Consider the following 26,316-nt stretch of genomic DNA (forward strand, 5'->3'; position numbering starts at 1 on the left):
TACGATGGGCGCACCCCCGACGCGGAGCGTTCCATGGCCATCCCCCGCCTGCATCGCCTTGCCCTGCTTCTGCTGATGGCCGCCATCGCCGGCTGCGCCTCGACACCCGACGCCAGCCATGGCCGCTTCGTCGCCCGCAGCGTCGAACTCGACGGCGTGCGCATGCCCTACCAGGTGTTCGTGCCCGCCGCATCGGCGCGCGGACCCGGCGCGCCGCCGGTGGTGCTGTTCCTGCACGGGTCGGGCGAGCGCGGCAGTGACGGCGTCCGCCAGACCGAGGCCGGGCTGGGCCCCTACCTGCGTGCCCATGCGGGGGATTTCCCCGCGCTGGCGGTACTGCCGCAGGTCGCCGAAGGCGAGGAATGGAGCGGGCGCAACAACCGCCTGGCGGTCGCCGCGCTCGACGCGGCGATGCGCGAGTTCGGCGCCGACCCGCGGCGCCAGTACCTGACCGGCATGTCGATGGGCGGCTACGGCAGCTGGAACATCGCCCTGGCCGAACCGCTGCGCTTCGCCGCGATCGTGCCGGTGTGCGGCGCGGTGCGCGCGCCGCGCAGCGAGCGGCAGGGCCTGCGCGTGGAGGCCGTCGCGCAGGAAGCCGACCCCTACACCGCGATGGCCCTGCGTTTGAAGGAAACGCCGGTCTGGATCTTCCATGGCGCGCGCGACGACGTGGTGCCGCCAGACGACGACCGCAGGCTGTACGCCGCCTTCCAGGTGGCCGGCGCCCGCGATGCGCGCTACACCGAGTATCCGCAGGGCAACCACAACGCCTGGGATGCGGCCTACGCCGACCCGGCGATGTGGCGCTGGCTGTTCGCGCAGGAACGCTGATGCGGTAGCGCCCGGCAACGGCCGGCTCTACCGCAGGCGGGTCAGCCCAGCAGCGTCTCCAGCACCGCCATGCGCACGGCCACGCCGTTGGCGACCTGGCGCAGCACCCACGACTGCGGGCCGTCGGCCACTTCGTCGGTGACCTCGACGCCGCGGTTGATCGGGCCCGGATGCAGCACCGCCGCGTCGGTGGCGGCGCGGCGCAGGCGCGCGGCATCCAGGCCGTACTCGGCGTGGTACTGCTCCAGCGACGGCACCAGGCCTTCCTCCATGCGTTCGCGCTGCAGGCGCAGCATCATCAGCGCGTCGGCGCCTTCGAGCATGGCGTCGAAGTCCTGCCCGACCACGCAGCCGCGCAGGGTGTCGTCGTCCGGCAGCAGCGACTGCGGGCCGCAGACGCGGATCTCGCCCACGCCCAGCGTGCGCAGCGCGTGCAGGTCGGTGCGCGCCACGCGCGAATGCTTCACGTCGCCGACGATCAGCACCTTCAGCTTCGAGAAGTCGGCGCCCTTGGCCTGGCGCAGGGTCAGCATGTCCAGCAGGCCCTGGGTGGGGTGCGCGCTGCGGCCGTCGCCGGCGTTGATCAGCGCCGTGCCCTCGCCCGCGGCGGCGGCAAGTTCGGCCACGGCGCCGTCGTCGGGGTGGCGCACCACGAAGCCGCGCACGCCCATCGCTTCCAGGTTGCGCAGCGTGTCGCAGGCGGTCTCGCCCTTGCGCGTGGACGAGGTCGAGGCGTCGAAGTTCAGTACGTCCGCGCCCAGCCGCTGCGCGGCCAGCTGGAACGAGCTGCGGGTGCGGGTGGACGGCTCGAAGAACAGCGTGCACACCGCGGTGCCGGCCAGCACGCCGCGCTTGTTGCCGACCCGGCCCACTGCCGCATCGCGGATCTGCCCGGCGCGGTCCAGCAGCTGCAGCAGGTGTTCGCGCGGCAGGCCCTCCAGGGTCAGCAGGTGGCGCAGGCGTCCGTCGGCATCGAGTTGGGAGGCGGTCATGGCAGGTCTTGGGGGGTCAGGAAACAGGAATGGCGTCGCCCGGGGCGGACAGCCAGCGTTCGATGATGACCGCGGCGGCGACCGCGTCCAGGTTGGCGGCATCGCGGCGGCGCCTGCGGCCCTCGGCGCGCTCGGTGGCGAAACGGCGCGCGGCTTCCACCGAACTGGAGCGTTCGTCCACCAGCAGCACCGGCAGCCGGTAGCGCTGTTGCAGCTGGCGGGCAAAGGCCCGGGCGCGCCTGCGGTTGGGCTGGTCGTCGCCGTCGAGGGTGAGCGGGTCGCCGACGATCAGGCCGTGCGGTCGCCACTCCCTGTGCAGGCGGTCCAGTGCGGCCCAGTCCGGGCCGTCGCCGCGCACGTCGATCACCGCCAGGGCGCGGGCGCCGACGCTGAAGGCGCTGCCGATGGCCACGCCGATCCGGCGCGAGCCGACATCGAAGCCCAGTACGGTGCTGTCGGGCGAAAGCGCGGCCGGTTCAGGCATGGCCGCTGTACCCGGCCAGGCGGAACAGGTCCACGCCGATGCGCGAGGCCGCCAGCTGCCAGCGTTCGTCCAGCGGCGCATCGAACAGCACCACCGGGTCGGCCGGCACGGTCAGCCAGCTGTCCTCGGCCAGTTCCTGTTCCAGCTGCCCCGCGCCCCAGCCGGCGCAGCCCAGCGTGACCAGCGCATTGCGCGGGCCATCGCCGCGGGCCATGGCCTCGAGGATGTCGCGCGAGGTCGTCAGGTACAGGCCCTCGCCCACCGCCAGGCTGGAATCCCAGTCGCGGGCGTCGTCGTGGATCACGAAACCGCGGCCGGTATGCACCGGGCCGCCATTGAGCACCGGCAGCGCGCGCAGGCGCTCGTCGCCAGTGTCGATCTCCATCTGCGAGAGCACTTCGCCCAGCGTGTATTCCGACGGCTGGTTGACCACCACGCCCATGGCGCCGTTGTCGTCGTGCTGGCAGATCAGCGCGACGCTGCGCGCGAACCCCGGATCGGTCAGCGTGGGCAAGGCGACCAGCAGGTGATTGGCCAGGTTGTCGAAGTGCGTGGACATGGCGGCATTCTACCGTCAGCCACGCAGCCCCGCCCGCGCGCGCTCACGCCGCGGCGACATGCCGCGCCTCCGGCACCCGCCCCGGGATGCGCAGGAAGAATGTGCTGCCTCGCCCCGGCTCGCTCTCGGCATGGATGCTGCCGCCACCGGCTTCCACCAGCTCCTTGACCACCGAAAGCCCCAGCCCCGTGCCCTGCCCGCGCGGTTTGGTGGTGAAGAACGGCTCGAAGATGCGCGCCAGCACCGCCGCCTCCATGCCCGCACCCTCGTCGCCCAGGGTCAGCAGCAGATGACCATGCGCGTCCTCGCGCGCGCCCAGGGTGAACGTGCCGCCCCCGGGCATGGCGTGGTCGGCGTTGGCGGCGATGTTGAGCACCATCAGCTCGAAGCGGGTACGGTCGAAATGGATTTCCGGCAGCGGCGCGGTCACCGAGATGCGAACTGCCACCGTCGGCGACAGCAGCTGGCGCAGCAGCGGTTCCAGGCTGGCGATCGCCTCCGCCGGGTCGAACCATTCGCGCGCCTCCTCGTCGGCGCGCGCGAATGCCAGCAGGCGCCGGGTGAGCACGGCGGCGCGGGTCGCGGCCGATTCCACGCCGGCGAGCGCGGCGCGCATGCGCGCCACGTCGTCCGTGCTCCGGCCCCGGTGCGCGTGGCCCTGGATGAGGCCCACCAGGTGGCCGAAGTCGTGCGCCACGCCGCTGGCCAGCCGCCCCATGGCCTCGGTTTTCTGCGCCTGGACCAGCTGCGCGTGGGTGCGTTCGCGCTCGGCCATTTCCGCCTGCAGCCGCGCGTTGGCCGCTTCCAGCGCATGGCCGCGCGCGGTGGCCTCGCGCAGGCTGTCGCGCAGGGCGGCCGAGCTGCGGTCCAGCACCACCGACAGCATCAGGAAGATCGCCGCGCTGACCGCGAGGTCGGTCAGGCGCGCGGCCATGTCGCCCTGTGCGCCGATATCCACCGCGATGCCGAAGCCGAACGCGGCGAGCACGGCCGCATACATCAGCCACAGCGTGCCCCGCCCCAGCGTGAGCGCGGCGATCGCCATCCACACGCCCAGCACCGGCTGTTCGAAACGCTGGGCGGCGAAGCCGGTGGCGGCGTAGGCCAGCATCGCCGACGCGGCGAACCCGGTCAGCAGCAGGCGCGATGCGGCGACGAAGCGCCCTCCGCGCACCAGCCCGAAACTCAGCGCCGCCAGCGCGCTGACCGACAGCCCCACCAGCATCGAGGCGACCTCGCCGGGCCGCCAGGGCACGCCCGGCACCAGCGCGCGCAGCAGCCACATCAGCGGCGGCAGCACCGCCAGCAGCAGGGCGATCACCTGGATCACCGGCGCATTGCGGCGGTCCACCGGGTCGTCGATGGGAACCTCGCGCAGCCATCGCATGGCCGCCGACGGGGCATGGAGCAGACGAACGACGAAGGGCCGCGACATCGGGAATCCGGTTCTGCTGGGGGCAAGCGCACGATGCGCGAGGCGGCGCCCGCGGGCAAGTGCGCCGTGGCGGCGGCCTATACTGGCCCGCCCACGCTCCATCGCCGCCCATGAGCGCCTACTGCGACCTCGCGCCCGGCCACCCGGTCCACGCGCACTACCACGCCCACGAATACGGGTTTCCGCAGCGCGCGGAACGGGAGCTGTTCGAGCGCCTGCTGCTGGAGATCAACCAGGCCGGCCTGAGCTGGGAAACCATCCTGCGCAAGCGCGAGGGCTTCCGCCGCGCCTACCACGGCTTCGACGTGGACACCGTGGCGGCCTACGGCGAGGCCGACATCGCCCGCCTGCTGGGCGACGCCGGCATCATCCGCAACCGGCTCAAGGTGCTGGCCGCCATCCACAACGCCGGGGTGATCCGTGGCCTGCGCGATTCGCACGGCGGTTTCGCGCAATGGCTGGACGCCCACCACCCGCGGCCCAGGGCCGACTGGGTGAAGTTGTTCAGGAAGACCTTCCGCTTCACCGGCGGCGAGATCACCGGCGAATTCCTGATGAGCCTGGGCTACCTGCCCGGCGCGCACCGCGCCGACTGCCCGGTGATGGCCGAGATCGCCGCCCACGACCCGCCGTGGATGCGCGGCTGATCTCCGCCCCCGGAAAACACGAAGCCCGGCCTCGAGGGCCGGGCTTCGCGGCAAAGCTGGAACGCCGGCTCAGCGCGTACTGGCGATCTCCACCCCGTCCAGCCCCTGCGACAGGGTCTTGGCATCGCCGCCCTGCGAGAGCTTGATGCGCAGGCGCACCTCGTTCTGCGAATCGGCGTAGCGCAGCGCGTCGTCATAGCTGATCTCGCCGGCCTGGTACAGCTCGAACAGGCTCTGGTCGAAGGTCTTCATGCCCAGCTGCACCGAATCCTTCATCACTTCCTTGAGCTTGTGGATCTCGCCGTCGCGGATGTAGTCCTGCACCAGCGGCGTGCCCAGCAGGATTTCCATCGCCACGCGGCGGCCCTTGCCATCCGGCGTCGGCACCAGCTGCTGCGCGACCACGCCCTTGAGGTTGAGCGAGAGGTCCATCAGCAGCTGGTTGCGGCGGTCTTCCGGGAAGAAGTTGATGATGCGGTCCATCGCCTGGTTGGCGTTGTTGGCGTGCAGCGTGGCCAGCACCAGGTGGCCGGTCTCGGCGAAGGCGATGGCGTGGTCCATGCCTTCGCGGGTGCGCACCTCGCCGATCATGATCACGTCCGGCGCCTGGCGCAGGGTGTTCTTCAGCGCCGCTTCCCAGCTCTCGGTATCGATGCCGACCTCGCGCTGGGTGATGATGCAACCCTCGTGCTTGTGCACGAATTCGATCGGGTCCTCGATGGTGATGATGTGCCCGGTCGAGTTCTGGTTGCGGTAGCCGATCATCGCCGCCAGCGAGGTCGACTTGCCGGTGCCGGTGGCGCCGACGAACAGGATGATGCCGCGCTTGGTCATCGCCAGCGTCTTGATCACCGGCGGCAGGTTCAGCTCTTCCACCGTCGGGATGCGCGTCTCGATCCGGCGCAGCACCATGCCGACCTGGTTGCGCTGGTAGAAGCAGCTCACGCGGAAGCGGCCCACCCCGGACAGGCCGATGGCGAAGTTGCACTCGTGGGTCTTCTCGAACTCCTCGCGCTGCGCCGGCGTCATCACGTTGAGCACCATGTCGCGGCTCTGCTGTGGGGTCAGCGGCGTCTGCGTGATCGGGCTGATGCGTCCGTGCACCTTCATCGACGGCGGCATGCCGGCGGTGATGAACAGGTCCGACGCCTTCTGGTGCGCCATCAGCTTGAGGAAGGAGGTGAAATCGATGGTGCTCATGATGGGCTCCTGTGGAACCATGATCTGCATGCCGGCGCCGTCCCCCTGGATGACGGCGCTGCCGGTACGGACTGTACGCCTTCGCCGGTACGGCGGCGACGCGGCTTCCCGCGCCGTCGTCCGGCCTTATTCGAACAGGCGCCGGTCCTTGGCGTACTCGCGGGCCTGGTTGCGGGTGATCAGGCTGCGCTTGACCAGGTCCTGCAGGTTCTGGTCGAGCGTCTGCATGCCCACCTGCTGGCCGGTCTGGATGGCCGAGTACATCTGCGCCACCTTGTCCTCGCGGATCAGGTTGCGGATGGCCGGGGTGGCCACCATGATCTCGTGCGAGGCGATGCGGCCGCCGCCGACCTTCTTCAGCAGCGCCTGCGAGATCACCGCGCGCAGCGACTCGGACAGCATCGAGCGCACCATCGGCTTCTCGCCGGCCGGGAACACGTCGATGATGCGGTCGATGGTCTTGGCCGCCGAGCTGGTGTGCAGGGTGCCGAACACCAGGTGGCCGGTTTCCGCGGCGGTCAGCGCCAGGCGGATGGTTTCCAGGTCGCGCAGTTCGCCGACCAGGATGTAGTCCGGGTCCTCGCGCAGCGCCGAGCGCAGGGCCTCGTTGAAGCCATGCGTGTCGCGGTGCACCTCGCGCTGGTTGATCAGGCACTTCTGCGGGGTGTGCACGAATTCGATCGGGTCCTCGACGGTGAGGATGTGGCCGTATTCGTTCTTGTTGATGTGGTCCACCATCGCCGCCAGCGTGGTCGACTTGCCCGAACCGGTCGGGCCGGTGACCAGGATCAGCCCCTGCGGCTGCTCGATCAGCTGGCGGAACACCGGCGGGCAGCCCAGGTCTTCCAGGGTCAGCACTTCGGAGGGAATGGTGCGGAACACCGCGCCGGCGCCGCGGTTCTGGTTGAACGCGTTGACGCGGAAGCGCGCCAGCGAGGGAATCTCGAAGGAGAAGTCGACTTCGAGGAATTCCTCGTAATCGCGGCGCTGCTTGTCCGACATGATGTCGTATACCAGCGCGTGGACCTGCTTGTGGTCCAGGGCCGGGATGTTGATGCGGCGCACGTCGCCGTCGACGCGGATCATCGGCGGCAGGCCGGCGGACAGGTGCAGGTCCGAGGCCTTGTTCTTGACCGAGAACGCCAGAAGTTCAGCGATGTCCATGCGCTGCGTTTCCCCGAGGTTGCGGATGGCTGGAAGGTGTTTCCCCTGCCACGCAGTATAGCCCTCCGGCGTAAGAGGTCGATGCGCATCCGCCGGTTGCAGGCAGCGCGTCACAACGCTCCGGCGGCGACCGGCGCGCGGCCCGGCAGCCGGACCGGCGGGTAGCCCCGCGGCCATCCCCCGGGCCGCGCCTTCCTGCCGGCCCCCGCTCCGGCCGGGCTGGCTACACTGTCCCGACGGGCGCCGGTTTTCCGCCGGATGCCCGCCACACGCCACCCGATCGCTACCGAGGCCTGCATGAGCGGCAACCACCCCACGTCTTCCCTTCCCTCCGGCATCACCTTCATCGGCGGGGGCAACATGGCCCGCAGCCTGATCGCGGGCGTGACCCGGGCAGGCGTGCCCGCCGCTTCGATCGAGGTCGTGGAACCGCAGGTCGCCCTGCGCCAGACCCTGCAGCAGGAGCACGGCGTGCGCACGGCCAGCGCCATCGCCTCGGCGGCGCTGGACGGACAGGTGGTGGTGCTGGCGGTCAAGCCGCAGGTGATGGCGGCCGTCTGCGCCGAGCTGGCGCCGCGGCTGGCCGCCGGCACCCTTGTCGTGTCCATCGCCGCCGGCATTCCGCTGGCCGCCCTGCGCGGGTGGCTGGGGAGTGGCGCGGTGCTGGTCCGCGCCATGCCCAATACCCCGGCGCTGCTGGGCGCCGGCATGACCGGCCTGTACGCCGGCGCCGAGGTCGACAGCGCCGGCCGGCAGACCGCCCAGGCCATCCTCGCCGGCGCCGGACAGACGCGCTGGATCGACGAAGAGGCATTGATGGACGCGGTCACCGCGGTGTCCGGCAGCGGCCCGGCCTACGTGTTCGCGCTGGCCGAAGCGATGGAGGACGCCGCGCGCGCGCAGGGACTGCCGGACGAAGCGGCGCGGCAGATGGTGGTGCAGACGATCCTTGGCGCGGCGCGCATGCTCGCCGAGGGCGGGCAGAGCGCGGGCGCCCTGCGCCAGGCGGTCACCTCGCCCAACGGCACGACCCAGGCCGCGCTGGAAACGCTGGCCGAGGGTGGCTTCCACGAACTGGTGGGCAAGGCCGTGGCCGCGGCCACGCGGCGCGGACGGGAACTGGCGCGCGCCGGCTGACGCCAGCCTCGCCCCGGGCGGCAACGCATCACACGCGGCCAGCCACTCCGCCGCTTCGCTGGCGGCCGCGTCCGTTCAGTGGCCCGTGCCGCCGGCGTGTTCGCGCAGGTCCTGGCGCAGGATGCGGCGCACTTCGAGCACGGCTTCCGGCGTTTCCTGCACGCTGTGCCCGGAGACGATCACCTTCTCCGACAGCACGCCGTCCAGGTGCGCGCTCCAGTACGGCACCAGCCCGTCGTCGGCGTCGGCCAGCGGTCCCTCCGCCTTGCGCCTGGCGATGATCGAGTGGTACCTGACCTGCGGCGCCATCGGCAGCGCCGACGACGCGCGGATGAACGGATCGCTCGCCTTGAGGTTGTCGATGCTGGTGTCGATGCGCGGCGCCTTCGGCTTGGCGCCGGGCTCGCCGGCATCCTGCAGGGCCAGGAACACCTCCTCGAATTTGCCCAGGATGGTCAACGGCAGGCGCACCAGCTTGCCGATCAGCCGACCCAGCCGGTCGCCGGCGATATTGGTGCCCCGGTGCGGCGAGGCGATGAAGATCGCGCGCCCGACATCGGGCTGCGGCGAAAAACGCACCAGCGGACCGAGCCGCGCCTCCACCCTGCGCAGGCGCTCGCCGTGCAGGTTGAAGCGCTCCACCGCGCCGTTCCACAACGTATCGCCCGATTCGCTGAGCATCAGCCGCGCGATCACCCCGCCCATGCTGTGGCCGATGAACACCATGTCGTGCGTCGCCGCCGCGGTGCGCTTGGGGTCGAAATGGTCCAGCGTCTGGTTGAACGCATTGCTGATCGTGTAGCGGTTCAGCGCGATGGGCGCGTTGGTCGGGTAGTAGACCGACCAGACCTGGTAGTGCCGGCGCATTTCCGGGTCGCCCATGATCTCGTTGACCAGGTTGACCCAGGCTTCCGGGCTGCTGGCCAGGCCATGCAGCAGGAAGATGATGCGGCGGTCCGGGTCATAGGGCTGCATCAGGTAGATATGCGGCTCGCGGATGCCTTCGCCGCGGCCGAACAGGGTGCGCAGCGACTCGGTGGCGAAGCCGGACTGCGCCATCCACAGCCCGTAGGCCGCGGTGAAATTGGCCGCCAGCGGCACCTGCTGCCCTTCCAGCTGGATGCTGGTGGTCGTATCCGGCGACCAGCCTTCCAGGAGGATGTCGCGCGTGGCCAGCACCTCGTCCAGGCTGTTTCCGCTGAAACGCAGCAGCGCGGTGGCGTTGATCGCCGGCATTTCGCTGAACACCGGCGAGGCGTCCCGGCTCTCGCCGTCCACCGGGGTCGCCAGCGTCGGCGCGTCCATCACCACCACCAGCTCGGCGCCGAAACCATCGCGGCGGTAGGTGCTGCGCAGGCCGGCGAAGCTCACCGCGGTGGCCGACACCAGCTGCCGCGGGATGCCGTCCAGCTGCAGGCGGTCGAAATCGGAGCGGATCGTCCAGCGGTCCACCTGCACCGGACTGCGGTAGTCGGCGCCTTCCAGCGCGCGGGCGCGGGTGTACTGGAACACCACCGAGGCGGTCTGCTCGGCCGCGTAGTTGTAATAGTCGCGCACCTGGGTGAGCCGGTCCTCCAGCGCGCGTTCGGCCGGCGTCCGCCCGCTGAAGAACAGGTAGGCGTAGGAATAGCGCGCGGTCTCCAGCCAGGCGTCGAGCGCGGCATCCGACAGCGGCGGCGTCTCGCCCACCTTGGCCTTGGGCGTCAGCGCCAGCGCCTGCTGCATCCACAGTTCCGCCAGCGTGGAAAGCCGCTGCTCGGTCTGCAGCCCGTCGATGCTGGCCACCGTCTGCCGGCAGGCGGGCAGGTCCTTGGCGCACTGCGCCGCGGTCAGGCCGATGACACTCAACGACTCCTGCGACAGCGCGCTCAGGCGGCCGCTGTTGAGGATGTCGTCGCGCTTGAGCATCGCGTAGTCGGCCGGGGTGACCTGCTTGATCTTCACCATCGCGCAGCCGCTGGACAGCAGCAGCGTGGCGGCGAGCAGCGGAACCAGCCAGCGGCGCAGGTGTACCTGTAGTCCCTGTCTCATGGAGCGCCTCCTTCGGGAATGCCCGGGACGCCTTCGCGGATCCGCCGGGAAAAATCGGCCGTGTCGCCCGCCTCGCGGGCACGCAGGGTGATGCGGCCGCGTTCGCGCAGCTCCGCGTAGGGCACGCCCGGGGCGAGCCCGCCCACGTCGGCGGCATACTCGGCCAGGTAACCGGAAAGCAGCAGCCGATGGTCCAGCGGCAGCGTCGGCACGATGCGGTGCATCAGTTCGTAGACGATGGTGGTGCAGTTGCTGGTCAGCGTGTTGTAGAACGCCGGCGCGCGCTCCAGGGCCTGCGCCTGCGCGACGTAGTAGCGCAGCAGCTGTCGCATCTCCTCCTGGTCCAGACCGTGCAGCCGGTAGAGATAGACATCCTCGCCACGCACGCTGGTGCGCACCTGCACGATGTCGCGCTCGTCGGCGGCCACCAGCACCGCCTCGAACCTGCGGAAGAAACCGCCCAGCGCCGAAAACGATTCGCCGCGCTCCTTGCGGATCTCCAGCGAGAACACCAGCTGCCGGCCATCGGCGAAACCGAAGGAGACCAGGGTGTGCGCGATCGCCGGCCCCATCCAGTAGGACAGGAGCAGGTCCACCGAACGCACCTGCGACAGGTCGTATTCGCGCCGCTCCCAGCGCACGTCGTAGTCGTCCTCGCCGCGCCAGTGGAAATCGCGCACGTTGTCCAGCAGCAGGCGGTCGCCGTCGATGCGGGCATGCAGCGGCTGGGCGACGTCGTCGGCCCATTGCCGGTCCTGCCGCGGCTGGATCGTTGCCCACCAGCCGAGCAGCAGGACGAAACCCGCAGCGAACACGGCGAGCGAATGCCAGCGCCGCCGGCGCGCGAAACTGGCGCGCAGCGCCCAGACGCAGGGGACACACCAGGCCAGGATCGCCACCACCCGGGCAACGGTATTGCCCGGGAACTGGAACCACAGCGCCAATCCGCCCCAGACGCCCATCGCCAGGCAGGCGAGCATCAGGACGGCGCCACCGATCCCGCGCAGCACCCGGCGCAGGGCGCCCTGCTCATCGGTGATCAAGCACGCCCCCGTTCCCTGCCCGCCGGCCCTGGCAGCGCCCGCAAGCCGCTGTTTCCATGCCGGTTCGTTGCACCGCCACCCGCCGCCATCGCCATCGCTCCATTCCGCTGTGCCCTTTCGGCGGCGCAACGATAGCGTGCGGCCCGACAAAAGCCGAGTGAAGCGCATGCGCATCGCACAGCATGCGCTTGCACACGGGCATGCGCGCTGGTGCCTCGATGGGGAACGGCGGCAAAAACCGCCGGAAGCGGTTCTGCCACCGCTCGCCGATGCCCGCGGGGTTTCCGCCATGAACGGCAGAAACAAAAAAACCGGCCATGGGGCCGGTTCTTTCTTCGCTTGGTGGGCGGTGCAGGGATCGAACCTGCGACCCTTGCCGTGTGAAGGCAATGCTCTACCGCTGAGCTAACCGCCCGTGTTGCGAGCCGCTCATTATAGGGGGAATCGCGAAGACGTCAACGGATGGATGCAATTTTCTGCAGCCCCTTCCGCTGGCCGCCGCGGGCATGCCGATCGCAGCCTCCCTGCGGGCGCTTTCCGGGGCTTTCCGGGGCCTCCCGGCGCACCCGGAACCCTTACATGGTGTGGGTCGGCTTGTCGGACGTGGCGGTGCCGGCCAGCAGCGTCTCGATCCGGCCGCGGATCGCCTCGCCGTCGGCGCCATCGGCCAGCTGCACGCCGATGCCGGCCTGGCGGTTGCCCTGCGCGCCCAGCGGCGTGACCCAGACCACCTTGCCGGCCACCGGCAGGCGCTCGCTGGAGTCGGGCAGGGTCAGCAGCAGGAACACCTCGTCGCCCAGGAAATAGCGCTTGGGCGTGGGCACGAACACGCCGCCGTTCTTCACGAACGGCATGTAGGCGCTGTACAGCGCGGCCTTGTCCTTGACCGCCAGGGAAAGGATGCCCTGGCGGGCGTTCGTCGCACTCATCGGATGTTCCCTCTGGATGGCACCTGGTTGGCCGCAGCCCAGCCCAGCAGCAGTTCCACCACGGCCAGGTCGGCGCGCACCGTGGTGCGCAGCAGGTCGCGCGTGCGGTTGGCGGCGTCGAACCAGGCGGCCAGCTTGTTCAATCGCTCCGGATCGGTCAAGCCATCCGTGGCCCGGCGCAGGGCCAGGTCGGCGGCGTGGCGCAGGCGCAGGTCGGCGTGTTCGTCGCCGCTCCAGCGCTGGGCCAGTTCCACCGCGCCGACGCGGCCGGCGGCGAGCCTGTCCAGTTCATCGGCCACCTGCCGGCGCAGCGCCATGCCCTCGCCCTGCAGCCAGCGGTCGGCCAGGCCGGGGTGGCCACGCGCGGCATCGAGCGCCTCGCGCGCCGCGCTTTCGCCATGCCCCTGGCGCTGCAGCCAGGCCAGCGCTTCCTCGCGCGGCGGCAGGCGGAACTCCAGCCGCTGGCAGCGGCTGCGGATGGTCTGCGGCAGGCGCGCCGGATCGGCGCTGACCAGCCACAGGTAACGGCCCGGCGCCGGTTCTTCCAGCGTCTTGAGCAACGCATTGCAGGCGGCACGGTTGATCGCATCGGCCGGATCGACGATCACCACCTGGGCCGCGCCGTACTGCGGCGTCAGCGCCAGCTTCTGCGAGATCTCGCGCACCTGCTCGATCACGATCTCGGTGCGCAGCTTGTCGCCGGTCTTGTTGGGGATGAAGGAGACCACCTGCAGGTCCGGATGGGTGCCGGCGGCGATCAGCTGGGCGTTGCGCTCGCGGCCCGCCGCGTCCATGCCGGTGCCCAGCACATGCCGGGCCAGCGCCATCGCCACGGCGCGCTTGCCCATGCCGGCCGGCCCGCACAACAGCAGACCATGGCCGAGGCGGCCGGCGTCCAGCGCCGCCACCGTCTGTTCGTAGGCGCGCTGCTGCCAGGGGGCGAAGCCATCGTTCACTGCTGCACCTCCGCGCCACGGTTCTCGCGCAGCTGGCGCAGGTAACGCGCGACGGCGGCGTTGTGCTCGGCATAGGTGGCGGAGAACACATGCGCGCCACTGCCATCGCCCACCGCGACGAAGTACAGCGCGTCGCCCGCGGCCGGCCGCGCCGCGGCAAGCAGCGCGTCCTTGCCGGGCATGGCGATCGGCGTGGGCGGCAGGCCGGCGCGCGTATAGGTGTTGTACGGCGTGTCGGTGGTCAGGTGGATCTTGCGGATGTTGCCGTCGTAGGCGCTGCCGATGCCGTAGATCACGGTCGGGTCGGTCTGCAGGCGCATGCCCAGCTTCAGCCGGCGCGCGAACACGCCGGCGATCTGCGGCCGCTCCGCGGCCAGGCCGGTTTCCTTCTCGACGATCGAGGCCAGCACCAGCAATTCGTACGGCGAGGCCAGCGGCAGGTCGTCGCTGCGCGCGGCCCAGGCCGCGGCAAGTTCCTTTTCCATCGCCGCGTGCGCGCGCCTGAGCACGTCGATGTCGCTGTCGCCGCGCTGGTAGACGTAGGTTTCCGGCAGGAAGCGGCCTTCCGGGTGCTGGTCGGGGAAACCGAGGCGGCGCATCAGTTCGGCATCGTCCAGCGCGTCGGTCTCGTGCAGCAGCGGCTCGGCGCGGCGCAGCGCGGCGCGCAGCTGGCGGATGTTCCAGCCTTCGACGAGGGTCACGCGGTGCTGCAGCACCTTGCCCTGGCGCATGCGCAGCAGCAGTTCGCGCGGGGTGAGCGTGTCGTCCAGCGCGTATTCGCCGACCTTGAGCTTGCCGGCAGCGTCGAGCTCGCGGGCCAGCAGCTGCCACTGGTAGTTGCTGCCTTCCTCGATGCCAGCCTGGCGCAGCTTGCCAAGCACCGCATTGAGGCCGTCGCCGCGGGCGACCACGACGCTCTGCTGGCTCGGCGTCAGCCGCACATCGGCGAACTGCACCTGCCGGTAGTAGAGCCAGCCGGCTACGCCGGCGGCGAGTCCCGCCACGACCAGCAGCAGCATCAGCACCACCAGAAGACAGCCGCGTTTGGCTCGCGCCATGGATTACCTCGAAGTCCGATCCTGCCGTGCAGGATACCGCGCACCGCCTCGCAGCCGCCAAAGGAGCGACAACAAAGGAACCGCAGGAAGCGGTTCCCGACACCGCCTGCCGATGGCCCGGAGGGTCCCCGCCGGGGACGGCGGGAACAAAGGGAACCGTCAGGAGCGGTTCCTGGCATCGCCTGGAGGTCGCCGCCAGCGAGGGCGGCAGCGGATCGATGCCTGCCCCGCTACAGCGCGCGCAGCAGGCCACGCGCCTTGGCGCGGGTCTCGTCCAGCTCCCTGGAGGCATCGGAGTCGACCACGATGCCGGCGCCGGTGCGGAAACGCACCGTGTCGCCCTGCACCTCGGCGGTGCGGATCAGGATGTTCAGGTCCATGTCGCCGTCGCGGTTGAGCCAGCCGAAGGCACCGGTGTAGGCGCCGCGCGCGGTCCGCTCCAGTTCGGCGATGATCTCCATGCAGCGCACCTTGGGACAGCCGGTGATGGTGCCGCCCGGAAACGTCGCCGCGATCACCTGCCCCGGCGTCACTTCCGGCCGCAGCCGCGCGCGCACGTTGCTGACGATGTGATGCACGTGGGCATAGCTTTCGACCGTCATCAGTTCGTCCACCTCGACGCTGCCCGGCACCGCGATGCGGCCCAGGTCGTTGCGCTCCAGGTCGATCAGCATCACGTGCTCGGCGCGCTCCTTGGGGTGGCCCACGAGTTCGCGGATGCGGGCGGCATCGTCGTCGCCCACGAAGCGCGGGCGCGTGCCGGCGATGGGCCGGGTCTGCACCACGTCGCCTTCCACCGAGACCAGCCGCTCGGGCGAGGAACTGACCACCGCGCGCCCGGCCGCATCGAACAGCCCGGCGAACGGCGCCGGGTTGGCCTGGCGCAGGCGCGCGTACAGCGCCGCCGGCGCCAGCGGCTGCTCGAAGCGGGCCTGCCAGCCGCGCGAGAGGTTGACCTGGAACACGTCGCCGGCATGCAGGTAATCGATGACGCGCCCCACGCCCTCGATGAAGCGCGCATCGGTGTCCTCGTCGATGGCCAGCGGCGGCTGCCATGCCGGCAACGCCGGCTGGTGGCGCAGCGCCTGCAGGTCCTCGTGGAGCTGCCCGGGCAGCGCGTCATGCCCTTCCTCGGCCACCGCCATGCAGCGCCCGCTCACGCGGTCGCGCAGCACGGCGGCCGGGCAGCGCAGGGCCAGCGCGGCGGGCAGGCCGTCGGCGCGGTGCGGCAGCCGCAGCACCGGTTCGATCTGTGCGGCCAGTTCGTAATCGAGCAGCAGCGCCCAGCCGCCACGGAACGGAACACCGGCATCGGCCGGTTCGCGCGCGGTGCGCATCGCCTGCCAGTCGCGGTCCAGCGCATCGAGGAAGCCGCCTTCGACCCGGCTGCCATCCTCGCGCCGCACCTGCCCATCGGCTTCCAGGCGCAGTTGCCCGCCATCGGCGACCAGCAGCAGATCCCAGCGTCCCTGGCGCCCCGCGGCGGTGGATTCAAGCAGCAGCGGATAACGCTGCGGAGCGAGCCGATGCAGCGCCAGCAGGTCGGTGTCGGCGTGCAGGGGGAAGAGGTGCATCGTCGCCCCAGGAGAGTCCAGGAGAGCCAGCCGTTCTCCCGGTGGGAGACAGTCCGGCAGGATTGCCGGGCTGCACGGCGAAGCCGCCCGGAGGGTGAGGCACAGGGATGTGCCGAATGCAGGTGCCCCGAAGGGGCGGATGAGGGCGCGAACGCGACCCGCGATGTTCGAACCGCCTGGACCGCGTTGTCCCTCACCCCAACCCCTCTCCCGCAGGGAGAGGGACCAACGGCATCAGACGCGCTTGAACACCAGCGTGCCGTTGGTGCCGCCGAAGCCGAAGCCGTTGGACATCACCACGTCGACCCTGGCCTGGCGCGCCTCGTTGGGCACGTAGTCCAGGTCGCAGCCTTCGCCCGGCTCGTCCAGGTTGATGGTCGGCGGGATCACGTCGTCGCGCAGCGCCAGCACCGAGAAGATGGCTTCCACGCCGCCGGCGGCGCCGAGCAGGTGGCCGGTCATCGACTTGGTGGAGCTGACCATCATCTTGTACGCGTGGTCGCCGAAGGCGGTCTTCATCGCCATGGTCTCGCCCAGGTCGCCCAGCGGCGTCGAGGTGCCGTGCGCGTTGAGGTAGCCCACCTGTTCCGGGGTGACGCCGGCGTCCTTCATGGCCGCGACCATGCAGCGCGCGGCACCTTCGCCGTTCTCGCTCGGCGCGGTCATGTGGTAGGCGTCGGAACTGGCGCCGAAGCCGGCCAGCTCGCAGTAGATCTTCGCGCCGCGCGCCTTGGCGTGCTCGTATTCCTCGAGGATCAGGATGCCGGCGCCGTCGCCCAGCACGAAGCCGTCGCGGTCCTTGTCCCACGGCCGCGAGGCGCGGGTCGGGTCGTCGTTGCGGGTGGACATGGCCTTCATCGCGCAGAAGCCGCCCACCGCGGTCGGCGAGGAGCCGCGCTCGGCGCCGCCGACCACCATCACGTCCGCGTCGCCGTACTGGATCATGCGCATGGCGGTGCCGATGGAGTGGTTGGAGGTGGCGCAGGCCGAGACCGCCGAGAACGACGGCCCCTTCAGGCCGGCGATGATGCTCAGCTGGCCCGGCAGCATGTTGATGATGGTCTTGGGCACGTAGAAGGGGGAGATCTTCTTGCCCTCGTGGAACTCGATGGTCTGTTCCTCGATGCCCAGCAGGCCGCCGATGCCGGCGCCGACGATGGCGCCGACGCGCTCGGCGTTGGCCTCGGTGATCTCCAGGCCCGAATCGTGCAGGGCCATGAACGAGGCGCCCAGGCCGTAATGGATGAACGGGTCCATCTTCTTGGCATCCTTGCCGCTGACCCGGTACTTGCCGAACTGTTCGTTGTCGGCGGTGATGTCGAAATCCTTGACCTCACCTGCGATCTTGGTGGTGAAGCGCTCCAGGTAGGCGTCGGCGATATGGGTCAGCGGACCGATGCCGGAGCGGCCTTCGATGATGCCCTGCCAGCTGCTGGCCAGATCATTGCCCAGGGGCGAGACCATGCCCAGGCCGGTAACGACGACGCGACGCTTCATTGCGGTTTCTCCTGACCCGATGCTCGATGCGGGTATGACGCGGGGGACGCTCTTGCAAAGGCCGCTTGCGGCCAGATTCCAGACTTGGTGGTCAGCCGCTGCCGCAGCTTACACGGGTCGGATGGGGCCGCTGCGGCCACACCCGAAGGGGTTGGACGCTGCGCGGCCAGCACCCCAATGGGGATGGGGCCGCTTGTCGCGGCCCCATGGGCTTGCCGTGCGCGGCGTGCGGCCAGGCCGCCGCCACGCATCGGCCGCCGGCCATCAGGCCTTGACGTGGGCCTTGATGTAATCGATGGCGGCCTGCACGGTGCTGATCTTCTCGGCTTCTTCGTCCGGGATCTCGCACTCGAACTCTTCTTCCAGCGCCATCACCAGTTCGACGGTGTCCAGCGAGTCAGCGCCCAGGTCATCGACGAACGATGCGCTGTTGGTGACTTCCTCTTCCTTGACGCCAAGCTGTTCGACGACGATTTTCTTGACGCGTTCTTCGATGGTGCTCATTGGATATCGCTCCAGATGGAGTAGTGGTTCAAAAGGCGCCATCGGAAGCGATGGCCGTGGGATAGTGTAGTGGAAAGCGCCGGAGCCATGCATTCTGGCAAAAAGCCACGGCGATCAACCACTTGGGCGCAGTCCCTGCGCCGCACGCTTACGGCATGTACATGCCGCCGTTCACGTGGAGGGTTTCGCCGGTGATGTAGCTGGCCGACGGGCCGGCCAGGAATGCCACCGCGCGGGCGATGTCCGCCGGCTCGCCGAGGCGGCCGAGGGCGATCTGGCCGAGCATCGCGGTCTTGGCGTCCTCGGGCAGGTCCTTGGTCATGTCGGTATCGATGAAGCCCGGCGCCACGACATTCACGGTCACGCCGCGGCTGCCGATCTCCTTGGCCAGCGACTTGGAGAAGGCGATGATGCCGGCCTTGGCCGCGGCGTAGTTGGCCTGGCCGGCATTGCCGGTCACGCCGATCACCGAGGCGATGTTGATGATGCGGCCCTTGCGCGCCTTCATCATGCCGCGCATCACCGCCTTGGAGGTGCGGTACACGCTGGTCAGGTTGGTGTCGAGGATGGCCTGCCAGTCCTCGTCCTTCATGCGCATCAGCAGGTTGTCGCGGGTGATGCCGGCGTTGTTGACCAGGATGCTGATGGCGCCAAATTCCTTGGCCACCGCGTCGATCAGCGCGTCGACCGCGCCCGGCTCGGTGACGTTCAGCGCGCGGCCGTGGCCGCCCTGCGCGGCCAGGCGCGCACCGATGGCGGCGGCGCCGGATTCGGTGGTGGCGGTGCCGATGACGGTCGCGCCCTGCGCGGCCAGTTCGTCGGCGATGGCCGCGCCGATGCCACGGCTGGCGCCGGTAACGAGCGCGATTTCACCCTGCAATGGCTTGCTCATGCGGTTTCCTCTTGGTGCGCCGCGCATCGCGGCTGCAGGTCGGGGCCGGGCGCGAATGCGCGCGCCGGCCGTATCGTAGGGGTCAGGCGGCCCACTCTTCCAGCGCGCCGGCGAAATCGGCCGGGGTGGCGAGCGAACGGCCGTCCAGGCTCTTGTCGATGCGCTTGACCAGGCCGGTCAGCACCTTGCCCGGGCCGCATTCGGCCACGCGGCTGGCGCCGCGCGCGGCCAGGGCCTGCACGCAGCCGGTCCACTGCACCGGCAGGTACAGCTGCCGCACCAGCGCGTCGCGGATGGCCTCCACGCCGTCATGCGCCTGCGCATCGACGTTCTGCACCACCGGCAGCGCCGGCTGGCGCCAGTCCAGCCCGGCCATGGCTTCGGCCAGCCGGTTGGCGGCCTCGCGCATCAGCGGGGTATGCGAGGGCACGCTCACGGCCAGCTTGACCGCCTTGCGCACGCCCTTCTCGGCCAGCAGCGCCAGCGCGCGGTCCACCGCCGCGGCGTCGCCGCCGATCACGATCTGGCCCGGGGAATTGAAATTGGCCGGCACCACCACCTGGCTGCCGCTGGCCTGCACGCAGACCTCCTGCACCAGCGCATCCTCGGCACCGAGCACGGCGGCCATGGCACCGACGCCGGCCGGCGCGGCCTCCTGCATCAGCTGGCCGCGCAGGCGCACCAGGTGCGCGCCGTCACGCAGCGACAGCGCGCCGGCGGCGACCAGCGCGGTGTACTCGCCCAGGCTGTGCCCGGCCAGCAGCGCCGGCCTGGCCCCGCCCTGCGCATTCCACAGCCGCCACACCGCGATGCCCGCGGCCAGCAGGGCCGGCTGGGTGTATTCGGTACGGTTGAGCTGCTCCTCCGGGCCGCCCTGCGACAGCGCCCACAGGTCGACGCCGGCGCCTTCCGAGGCTTCGGCGAAGGTATCGCGCACCTGCGGGTGCAGTTCTGCCAGTTCGGCGAGCATGCCCAGCGACTGGGAACCCTGGCCGGGGAATACGAAAGCGAGTCGGGAATCAGTCACGCGGTCATCTGCTGCATGAATCGAAGCGGCGCATCATAAGCGTGAATGCCCCCGCTCGTCTGTACTGGCGCGTATGCAGGCCGCTCCCGGCCGGCTCAGGTCAGCAGCGCCAGCAGGTCCAGCTCGCCGTCGGCCAGCCAGTCCAGCGACAGCACCGCCAGGGCGATGAAACCGAACGTGGTGGCCGCGTGCACGACCAGGATGGCGTGGGCCAGCGCGCGCCCCGACTTGCCGGCACGCCGCAGCACGCGGGCCAGGCGCTGCAGGCGGCCGGTCACCTCGTGCGCGTGCGCGACCACCGGCCGGTCCGCGGCCTCCATCGCGTCGGCCAGCATCGCCCGCAGCACCTGCGGGCGCTCCTCGTAGTACCGGGCCACGCCATAGCCGAACATCAGCCAGTCGCGGGCCTGCGCCTGGTCCAGGTCCATGACCTCCAGCGGGTCTTCCTCGAAGTCGATGAAGCCCACGCGCTGCCCGTCCCAGGTCATGTTGCGCGGCAGGGGCTGGCCGAAATACGCGCCACCCCGGTGCGCCTCGGCGATGGCCTCAATGGCGGCCGCCACGAGGCGGTCGCGCCCGGCCGCATCGGCCTCGCGCAGGCAGGTATTGAACGAGGCGCCGGTATGCTCGAGCACCAGCGCGGCCCTGCCCTCCCCGATCACGTCGGGAACATGGACGCCCTGCGCCTTGAGTTCGACCAGGCGCCGCGCCTCGATCTCGCGCGCCTGCGCGCCGCCACGGTGCGGCGGCGGCCGCAGTGCATCGAGCTGGAAACGGCGCGCAACGAAATTCAGCAGCCCGAGGGCCACTGCCCGGCTGCTCTCACCATAATGCTTGAGCCATGCGCGCTGCCCTTCGATGAGAATGGGTTCAGCCATGACGGTACCTCCCGGAAACGGCGGCCCCTGGCCGCGCCGGGAGCCTCATGCCCCCGGTCAATCCGGTCTATCAATAGCGCAGCAGCGCCGAACCCCAGGTGAAGCCGCCGCCGAAGGCTTCCAGCAGCAGCAGTTGGCCGCGCTCGACCTTGCCGGAGCGGATCGCATGATCCAGCGCCAGCGGCACCGAGCCCGCCGAGGTGTTGCCGTGCTTGTCCACCGTCACCACCACCTGGTCCATCGACATCTCCAGGCGCTTGGCCGTGGCTTCGATGATGCGCAGGTTGGCCTGGTGCGGGATCAGCCAGTCCAGGTCGGACTTGTCCAGGCCATTGGCCTGCAGGGTCTCGTCCACGACTGAATCCAGCGCCTTGACGGCGTACTTGAACACGTCGTTGCCCTTCATGGTCAGCTTGCCCGGCTTGTCCAGGCCGGTGGACACGCCGGCCGGGTGCCACAACAGCTCCTTCTTGCTGCCGTCGGCATGCAGATGGGTGCTGAGGATGCCGGTTTCCTCGTCGGCCTTGAGCACGACGGCGCCGGCGCCGTCGCCGAACAGCACGCAGGTGGTGCGGTCGTTCCAGTCGACGATGCGGGTCAGGGTTTCCGCACCGATCACCAGCACATGCCTGGCGTCGCCGCTGCGGATGAATTTGTCGGCCACGCTCAGGGCATACAGGAAGCCCGAACATGCCGCGTTGACGTCGAACGCCGCCGCGCCGGCCGCGCCGAGGCGCGCCTGGATCAGGCAGGCGGTGGACGGGAAGATCAGGTCCGGCGTGGTGGTGCCCACGACGATCATGTCCAGCTGCGACGGCTCGATGCCGGCCGCTTCCAGGGCACGCAGCGCGGCGTTGTAGCCCAGGTCGCCCGTGGTCTCGCCCTCGGCGGCGACGTGCCGCTCGCGGATGCCCGTTCGCGACTGGATCCACTCGTCACTGGTGTCGACGATCCTGGCCAGATCGTCATTGGTCAACACCTTCTCGGGCAAATGACTACCGGTGCCCGCGATCCTCGAGTAGATCCGCTTGCTCATGCTGGTTCCTGTTGCACGGGCCCGCGCTGCGGCGGCCCCGGAAGAAATCGGTGCGGGCCGCCACCTCGCGGTGGCGGCCCGACGCGGATCAATCTTCTTCGACGACCGAGGTCTTGGTCGTGATCACCTTCTTGCCGCGGTAGAAGCCGTCGGCGGTGATGTGGTGACGCAGATGCACTTCGCCGGTGGTCGGGTCGGTGGACAGCTGCTTGGCGCTCAGCGAGTCGTGCGAACGGCGCTGGCCGCGGCGGGACGGGGTAACACGGGATTTCTGCACAGCCATGGGATTGCTCCAAACTCGGTTCGTTCGTTTCGTCGTTGCAGTGCGCGGGATGCAGGCATCCGGCACTGGTTTTGCTTTCGCCGCAGCCGCCGACGACAACCGGCTGCTATTGTTTTTTCAGCGCCGCCAATGCCGCGAACGGATTGGCCTTGCCCAGTTCCTCGCTGGTTGCGGAGAAGTCGCGCTCGACCGCTTCGCTTCCCGGCGCCACCGGCACTACCGGCACCGCCATCACCAGCTCGTCCTCCACCAGGTCCAGCGGCCGCAGGCTGCCGTCTTCCGGCACCAGCAGCGCTTCGTAATCCGGCGGAAGCGCCTGTTCCTCTTCTTCGTCGCGGACCAGGCCCAGACGCTGCACCATGTTCACCGGCAGCAGGAAACGCTGCATGCTGCGCTGGCAGATCAACGGCAGCGCGGTATCGATGGTCAGTTCGACATAGGCGACCCACAGGACCTCGTCGCGGCCGAATTCCAGCGCATAGCTGCACTCTCCTTCGGCATCGGCGACCAGCCCCTGCAGGCGGCCCAGCGCGGACAACGGCACCCGGCCCTCGAAGCGCCTGCGCGCTGCGACCATCCGCCAGGCATCCAGCAATTCGGGCACGTTCGCGGACATAAGCTGCAGAATGTTAAGGACGAGCCAACCCGCTGTCAAATCCGCCCGGCCGGCCATTGCCATGGGGGCAGCGGCAACGCAGACTCGGCGCGGCTTCCACGCCGGTATTCTCGCATGCCCGCCCTGATCCTCGCCTCCACGTCCCGCTACCGGGCAGAACTGCTGTCCCGGCTGCGGCTGCCGTTCAGCTGCGCAGCCCCGGAGGTGGACGAAGCCCCGCTTTCCGGCGAATCGCCCTCCGCGCTGGCCGTACGGCTCGCACGGGCCAAGGCCATCGCCGTGGCCGCGCGCCACCCGGGCGCCTGGGCCATCGGCTCGGACCAGGTGGCCGAACTGGCGGGCGCGCCGCTCGGCAAGCCCGGCACCGGCGAAGCCGCCTGCGCGCAGCTGACCGCGATGTCGGGCCGCGAGGTGCTGTTCCATACCGCGGTCTGCGTGAGCGACGGCGAACGGCACCTGCAGGCGGCCGACCTGACCCGGGTCCGCTTCCGCACGCTGCGCGCGGATGAGATCGCGCGCTACGTCGACGCCGAACAACCGCTGGACTGCGCCGGCAGCTTCAAGTGCGAAGGCCTGGGCATCGCGCTGTTCGACGCCATCCACAACCAGGACCCGACCGCGCTGGTCGGGCTGCCGCTGATCGCGCTTTGCAGGCTGTTGCGGCAAGCGGGATTCACCCTGCCCTGAGATCGGCGCCGCTCAACGCTCCGGCACATCGAAAGGCTGCTCCTGCCACTCCTCGACACTGCCGTCGGTGCCATGCAGGCGCAGGCCCAGCCAGTGCCTGCCGGGGGACAGGCCCTCGACATCCACCTCCGCCCTGAACCCCACGCGGGGATGGTGCGGGTCGGTGGATATTTTCCAGAAGCCGGTGACATCGTAATCGAGGCCGTAATCCGCCTTGGCTGCCGGCTTTCCATCCACCAGTACATCGACCCCCACCAACCCCACACCGTCCTTGAACGCCCAGCCACGCACCTCGAAGGCACCCTTCAGGGCAGCGTCGGGCAATGGGGAATCCACCCACGCCATGGCGGGCGTGACACAGGGACCCGCCTGCTTTGCCGGCGGAAGGCGGAAGAGCAGAAAGCGCTGATAACCGTGATCGATGGACACCACTTTCGGAGGTGGCAACGGCCCGACGAGATCACAGATCTGATGGTACCGGTCAAGCAGTTCGCGATAGCGCTGGTCGCCGGGCGCGACAACCAGCAGCAGCGGCTCCGAGCGATTGCCGTCGCTGAGCAGCTTCCACAACGCCAGCTGCGCGGTCCGCCCATGCCTGTCGTTGAGGGAATGCGGCAGCACCAGGATGGACGCATCGCCGCGCTGGAAACCGAGCTCGGAGCCGATCTTGAAACTGCTCGCCAATACCCTCGTGTTGGCGGGCATCTCCTTCAGCTCTTCCTCTACCGCCTCGGCCAACGGCCTCCAGCCTGCGAAGTTGCGTGGATAGAACTTGCTGTCCGCCAGTTGCTCCCGCAAAGCCGGGGTCGCCGCCACCAGGTAATAGCCCAGCGCCAGGACCAGGCCGACGCCTGCCACTCCCCAGGCGGCCCTGCGCCAGAAGCGCCGCCAACGGTTGACCACCGAAGGCACGGCCACCAGCAACGCCAGATACCCGGGCAACGGCCAATGGAAACTGACGCGTTCGACGTCGGTGAAGAATCCAAGCAGGAAGATCGCCAGCGTGGAAACACCGCCAACAAGGGCGAAATAACGCCATTGCACCTTGTGCCCTCCCTCTACGGAGGGCCGCAGGCCTGCACTCCCTGCCTGCCACATCGCCAGACCCAGCAAGGGCGTGACCAGGAGCGGCTGGATCACAAGGAACCACAGGCCTGTCCAGTGGAAGGACCATGGATGGCGCTCGACGATCTGGAACCGCAGCCCGGCGTCCTGGTTGTCCAGATTCCATGACATCAAGGGCAGCCACGCCAGAATGCCAAGCGACAACGCCATCCATACCCGCGCATCGCGCAGCATCCTGCGCCCTTCCGGCAGCAGCAGCAGCGCGACGAAGCCGAAACCGATCACGCCGATGAACCGGTAATGGCTCAGGGCGCCGATCAACAGCCCCGCCGCAAGCAGCAAGGCCGCGCCGGCATCAACGCTGCGCAGCAGCCGGGCGCCCGCGTCCAGGCACAGCACGGCGGCGATGGCCATGGGGACATCCGGGACCGCCAGGATCCCGAGCGTCGCCGAAAGAGGCATCAGCAGCGTCAGCACACCCGCCTGCCAGCCGGCCCGTTCACCGAACCAGCGCGCGGAGATTCCCGCCACCATCCACGGCAACAGCGCACCAAGCAGCAGGAAGGGAAGGCGCAGGCCAAGCCGATGCCCTCCACCTATTTCCACCCCGAGCCGGGTCAGCCATGCAGTAAGGCCCGGCAGATCGGAATAGGCCGCCGCCAGATGCTGCCCTTCCTGCCAATAGAACGCTTCGTCCACGAACAAGGGCAGCCGCCAGGCGACGATCACCTTGAGGAACGTCACGACGACCCAGAGAAGCAGAAAAATCGTCCGCATGCGCTGTTCACCCTGCATTGCCACTTACACTCCCCCTGGATTCCCCATTTGCGAGACAACAGATGCCCTCGGCGCAGACAGGAATGCTACCCGAAGTAGCGTTGCGGTCCCTGCAGCAGGCGCAGGAACAGGTCAACGCGCTGCTGCTGGGCAAAACCGCCGAGGTGCGGCTGGCGTTCGTCGCGCTGCTGTCCGGCGGCCACCTGCTGATCGAGGACCTGCCCGGGCTGGGCAAGACCACGCTCGCCCATGCCATGGCTTCCACGCTGGGGCTGCAGTTCCAGCGCGTGCAGTTCACCTCCGACCTGCTGCCCGCCGATGTGCTGGGCATTTCCATCTACGAGGCGGAAAGCCGCGGTTTCCGTTTCCATCCGGGCCCGGTGTTCAGCAACGTGCTGCTGGCCGACGAAATCAACCGCGCGCCGCCACGCACGCAGAGCGCGCTGCTGGAAGCCATGGCCGAACAGCAGGTGACGCTGGACGGCACCACCCACGCGCTGCCCGATCCGTTCTTCGTGATCGCCACGCAGAACCCGGTGGACATGTCCGGCACCTTCCCGTTGCCGGATTCGCAGCTGGACCGCTTCCTGCTGCGGCTCACCCTCGGCTATCCGGACGCTGGCGCCGAACGCGCGCTGCTCGCCGGCGCCAGCCGCCGCGAACTGATCGCGCGCACGCTGCCGAGTTTGGCCGAGCAGGACATCCGCGACCTGCGCATGGCCGTCGAACAGGTGCATGCCAGCGACGCGCTGGTCGACTATGTGCAGCGCCTGCTCGCGCGCAGCCGCCAGCAGCCCGGCGTGCGCGTGGGCCTGTCGCCGCGCGCCGGCATCGCCCTGCTGCGCGCGGCCAAGGCGCATGCGCTGCTGGCCGGCAGGGAACACGTACTGCCGGAGGACGTGCAGGCGCTGTTCGTCGCCGTGGCCGGGCATCGGCTGGTCGCCGAGGCGGAGTCGTCCTCCGGGCCCGCGCTGGCCAGCATCATCCTGCTTGGCGTCCAGGTCGACTGAC

At 69.7% G+C, this 26,316-nt stretch carries 26 protein-coding genes and 1 tRNA gene; 5 read left to right on the forward strand and 22 right to left on the reverse strand.

Annotation, left to right across the window (positions count from 1 at the left end; translation table 11 throughout):
* The first annotated feature begins 33 nt into the window (after positions 1-33).
* Positions 34-834: a carboxylesterase family protein gene (locus AC06FP_RS08675; RefSeq protein WP_478075216.1), complete on the forward strand. Its 801-nt coding sequence runs from the start codon at positions 34-36 to the stop codon at positions 832-834.
* A 41-nt stretch (positions 835-875) separates the two neighbouring features.
* On the opposite strand, the gene AC06FP_RS08680 is transcribed toward AC06FP_RS08675, so the two are convergent.
* The 4 genes from AC06FP_RS08680 to AC06FP_RS08695 are packed head-to-tail and all read right to left on the reverse strand — an operon-like array spanning position 876 to position 4,304.
* Positions 876-1,826: an aspartate carbamoyltransferase catalytic subunit gene (locus tag AC06FP_RS08680; RefSeq protein ID WP_478075217.1), complete on the reverse strand. Its 951-nt coding sequence runs from the start codon at positions 1,824-1,826 to the stop codon at positions 876-878.
* Between the two features lie 16 nt (positions 1,827-1,842).
* Positions 1,843-2,310, reverse strand: coding sequence for a Holliday junction resolvase RuvX (ruvX, locus tag AC06FP_RS08685; protein WP_478075218.1), 468 nt, complete (start codon positions 2,308-2,310; stop codon positions 1,843-1,845).
* Complete coding sequence (locus AC06FP_RS08690; RefSeq protein WP_478075219.1) at positions 2,303-2,869, reverse strand: YqgE/AlgH family protein; 567 nt, start codon at positions 2,867-2,869, stop codon at positions 2,303-2,305. Before AC06FP_RS08690 ends, ruvX begins: the two co-directional genes overlap by 8 nt.
* A 43-nt stretch (positions 2,870-2,912) precedes the next feature.
* On the reverse strand, positions 2,913-4,304 hold the full coding sequence (locus tag AC06FP_RS08695; protein ID WP_478075220.1) for a sensor histidine kinase: 1,392 nt from the start codon (positions 4,302-4,304) through the stop codon (positions 2,913-2,915).
* A gap of 110 nt (positions 4,305-4,414) precedes the next feature.
* Between AC06FP_RS08695 and AC06FP_RS08700 the strand changes: the two genes are divergently transcribed.
* Positions 4,415-4,951 (forward strand): DNA-3-methyladenine glycosylase I, encoded by a 537-nt coding sequence (locus AC06FP_RS08700; protein WP_478075221.1) that lies wholly within the window; start codon positions 4,415-4,417, stop codon positions 4,949-4,951.
* Between the two features lie 69 nt (positions 4,952-5,020).
* Here the strand turns inward: AC06FP_RS08700 and AC06FP_RS08705 are convergent, their stop codons facing one another.
* Positions 5,021-6,151 carry a PilT/PilU family type 4a pilus ATPase gene (locus AC06FP_RS08705; protein WP_456118379.1) on the reverse strand — a complete coding sequence of 377 codons (1,131 nt, stop codon included), beginning with the start codon at positions 6,149-6,151 and terminating at the stop codon, positions 5,021-5,023.
* A gap of 126 nt (positions 6,152-6,277) precedes the next feature.
* Positions 6,278-7,315: a type IV pilus twitching motility protein PilT gene (locus AC06FP_RS08710; protein WP_153192246.1), complete on the reverse strand. Its 1,038-nt coding sequence runs from the start codon at positions 7,313-7,315 to the stop codon at positions 6,278-6,280.
* Positions 7,316-7,612: 297 nt separating this feature from the next.
* Here AC06FP_RS08710 and proC point away from each other — a divergent pair, with 297 nt between their 5' ends.
* Positions 7,613-8,452, forward strand: coding sequence for a pyrroline-5-carboxylate reductase (proC, locus tag AC06FP_RS08715; protein ID WP_478075222.1), 840 nt, complete (start codon positions 7,613-7,615; stop codon positions 8,450-8,452).
* 75 nt (positions 8,453-8,527) lie between these two features.
* Here the strand turns inward: proC and AC06FP_RS08720 are convergent, their stop codons facing one another.
* The 15 genes from AC06FP_RS08720 to AC06FP_RS08790 all read right to left on the reverse strand — a co-directional run bounded on the left by AC06FP_RS08720 (position 8,528) and on the right by AC06FP_RS08790 (position 22,776).
* Complete coding sequence (locus tag AC06FP_RS08720; RefSeq protein ID WP_478075223.1) at positions 8,528-10,483, reverse strand: esterase/lipase family protein; 1,956 nt, start codon at positions 10,481-10,483, stop codon at positions 8,528-8,530.
* The gene (locus AC06FP_RS08725; protein ID WP_478075307.1) at positions 10,480-11,463 is read right to left on the reverse strand and encodes an Lnb N-terminal periplasmic domain-containing protein; all 984 of its coding nucleotides are present in this window, start codon (positions 11,461-11,463) and stop codon (positions 10,480-10,482) included. The genes AC06FP_RS08720 and AC06FP_RS08725 overlap by 4 nt, the downstream gene beginning before the upstream one ends.
* 403 nt (positions 11,464-11,866) lie before the next feature.
* Positions 11,867-11,941, reverse strand: a tRNA-Val gene (locus AC06FP_RS08730).
* A gap of 160 nt (positions 11,942-12,101) precedes the next feature.
* Positions 12,102-12,455 (reverse strand): PilZ domain-containing protein, encoded by a 354-nt coding sequence (locus tag AC06FP_RS08735; protein WP_456118376.1) that lies wholly within the window; start codon positions 12,453-12,455, stop codon positions 12,102-12,104.
* Positions 12,452-13,411, reverse strand: coding sequence for a DNA polymerase III subunit delta' (locus AC06FP_RS08740; protein WP_478075224.1), 960 nt, complete (start codon positions 13,409-13,411; stop codon positions 12,452-12,454). The genes AC06FP_RS08735 and AC06FP_RS08740 overlap by 4 nt, the downstream gene beginning before the upstream one ends.
* On the reverse strand, positions 13,408-14,469 hold the full coding sequence (gene mltG / locus AC06FP_RS08745) for an endolytic transglycosylase MltG (RefSeq protein ID WP_478075225.1): 1,062 nt from the start codon (positions 14,467-14,469) through the stop codon (positions 13,408-13,410). The genes AC06FP_RS08740 and mltG overlap by 4 nt, the downstream gene beginning before the upstream one ends.
* Positions 14,470-14,699: 230 nt before the next feature.
* Positions 14,700-16,043, reverse strand: coding sequence for an aminodeoxychorismate synthase component I (locus AC06FP_RS08750; protein WP_478075226.1), 1,344 nt, complete (start codon positions 16,041-16,043; stop codon positions 14,700-14,702).
* Positions 16,044-16,277: 234 nt separating this feature from the next.
* Positions 16,278-17,540 carry a beta-ketoacyl-ACP synthase II gene (gene fabF / locus AC06FP_RS08755; protein ID WP_478075227.1) on the reverse strand — a complete coding sequence of 421 codons (1,263 nt, stop codon included), beginning with the start codon at positions 17,538-17,540 and terminating at the stop codon, positions 16,278-16,280.
* Between the two features lie 264 nt (positions 17,541-17,804).
* Entirely contained in the window at positions 17,805-18,044 is a 240-nt protein-coding gene (gene acpP, locus AC06FP_RS08760) for an acyl carrier protein (RefSeq protein WP_005415509.1), read from the reverse strand.
* 148 nt (positions 18,045-18,192) lie between these two features.
* A complete protein-coding gene (gene fabG / locus AC06FP_RS08765; protein WP_456118371.1) occupies positions 18,193-18,936 on the reverse strand; it encodes a 3-oxoacyl-ACP reductase FabG in 744 nt (247 codons plus the stop codon).
* Positions 18,937-19,018: 82 nt separating this feature from the next.
* Positions 19,019-19,963 carry an ACP S-malonyltransferase gene (fabD, locus tag AC06FP_RS08770; RefSeq protein WP_456118370.1) on the reverse strand — a complete coding sequence of 315 codons (945 nt, stop codon included), beginning with the start codon at positions 19,961-19,963 and terminating at the stop codon, positions 19,019-19,021.
* 95 nt (positions 19,964-20,058) lie between these two features.
* On the reverse strand, positions 20,059-20,841 hold the full coding sequence (locus AC06FP_RS08775) for a BUD32 family EKC/KEOPS complex subunit (RefSeq protein WP_478075228.1): 783 nt from the start codon (positions 20,839-20,841) through the stop codon (positions 20,059-20,061).
* A 70-nt stretch (positions 20,842-20,911) separates the two neighbouring features.
* Positions 20,912-21,877, reverse strand: a complete 966-nt coding sequence (locus AC06FP_RS08780) for a beta-ketoacyl-ACP synthase III (protein WP_456118368.1) — start codon at positions 21,875-21,877, stop codon at positions 20,912-20,914.
* An 88-nt stretch (positions 21,878-21,965) separates the two neighbouring features.
* The gene (gene rpmF, locus AC06FP_RS08785; RefSeq protein WP_054663666.1) at positions 21,966-22,160 is read right to left on the reverse strand and encodes a 50S ribosomal protein L32; all 195 of its coding nucleotides are present in this window, start codon (positions 22,158-22,160) and stop codon (positions 21,966-21,968) included.
* A gap of 106 nt (positions 22,161-22,266) precedes the next feature.
* Positions 22,267-22,776 (reverse strand): YceD family protein, encoded by a 510-nt coding sequence (locus tag AC06FP_RS08790; protein ID WP_478075229.1) that lies wholly within the window; start codon positions 22,774-22,776, stop codon positions 22,267-22,269.
* A 114-nt stretch (positions 22,777-22,890) separates the two neighbouring features.
* On the opposite strand from AC06FP_RS08790, the gene AC06FP_RS08795 reads away from it, so the two are divergent.
* Positions 22,891-23,463 carry a Maf family protein gene (locus tag AC06FP_RS08795; RefSeq protein WP_478075230.1) on the forward strand — a complete coding sequence of 191 codons (573 nt, stop codon included), beginning with the start codon at positions 22,891-22,893 and terminating at the stop codon, positions 23,461-23,463.
* A 12-nt stretch (positions 23,464-23,475) separates the two neighbouring features.
* Here the strand turns inward: AC06FP_RS08795 and AC06FP_RS08800 are convergent, their stop codons facing one another.
* On the reverse strand, positions 23,476-25,323 hold the full coding sequence (locus AC06FP_RS08800; protein ID WP_456118365.1) for an ArnT family glycosyltransferase: 1,848 nt from the start codon (positions 25,321-25,323) through the stop codon (positions 23,476-23,478).
* 44 nt (positions 25,324-25,367) lie between these two features.
* On the opposite strand from AC06FP_RS08800, the gene AC06FP_RS08805 reads away from it, so the two are divergent.
* A complete protein-coding gene (locus AC06FP_RS08805) occupies positions 25,368-26,315 on the forward strand; it encodes an AAA family ATPase (RefSeq protein WP_478075231.1) in 948 nt (315 codons plus the stop codon).
* Position 26,316: the final 1 nt, after the last annotated feature.

The sequence above is a fragment of the Stenotrophomonas sp. Steno-Z2 genome, assembly GCF_056393235.1.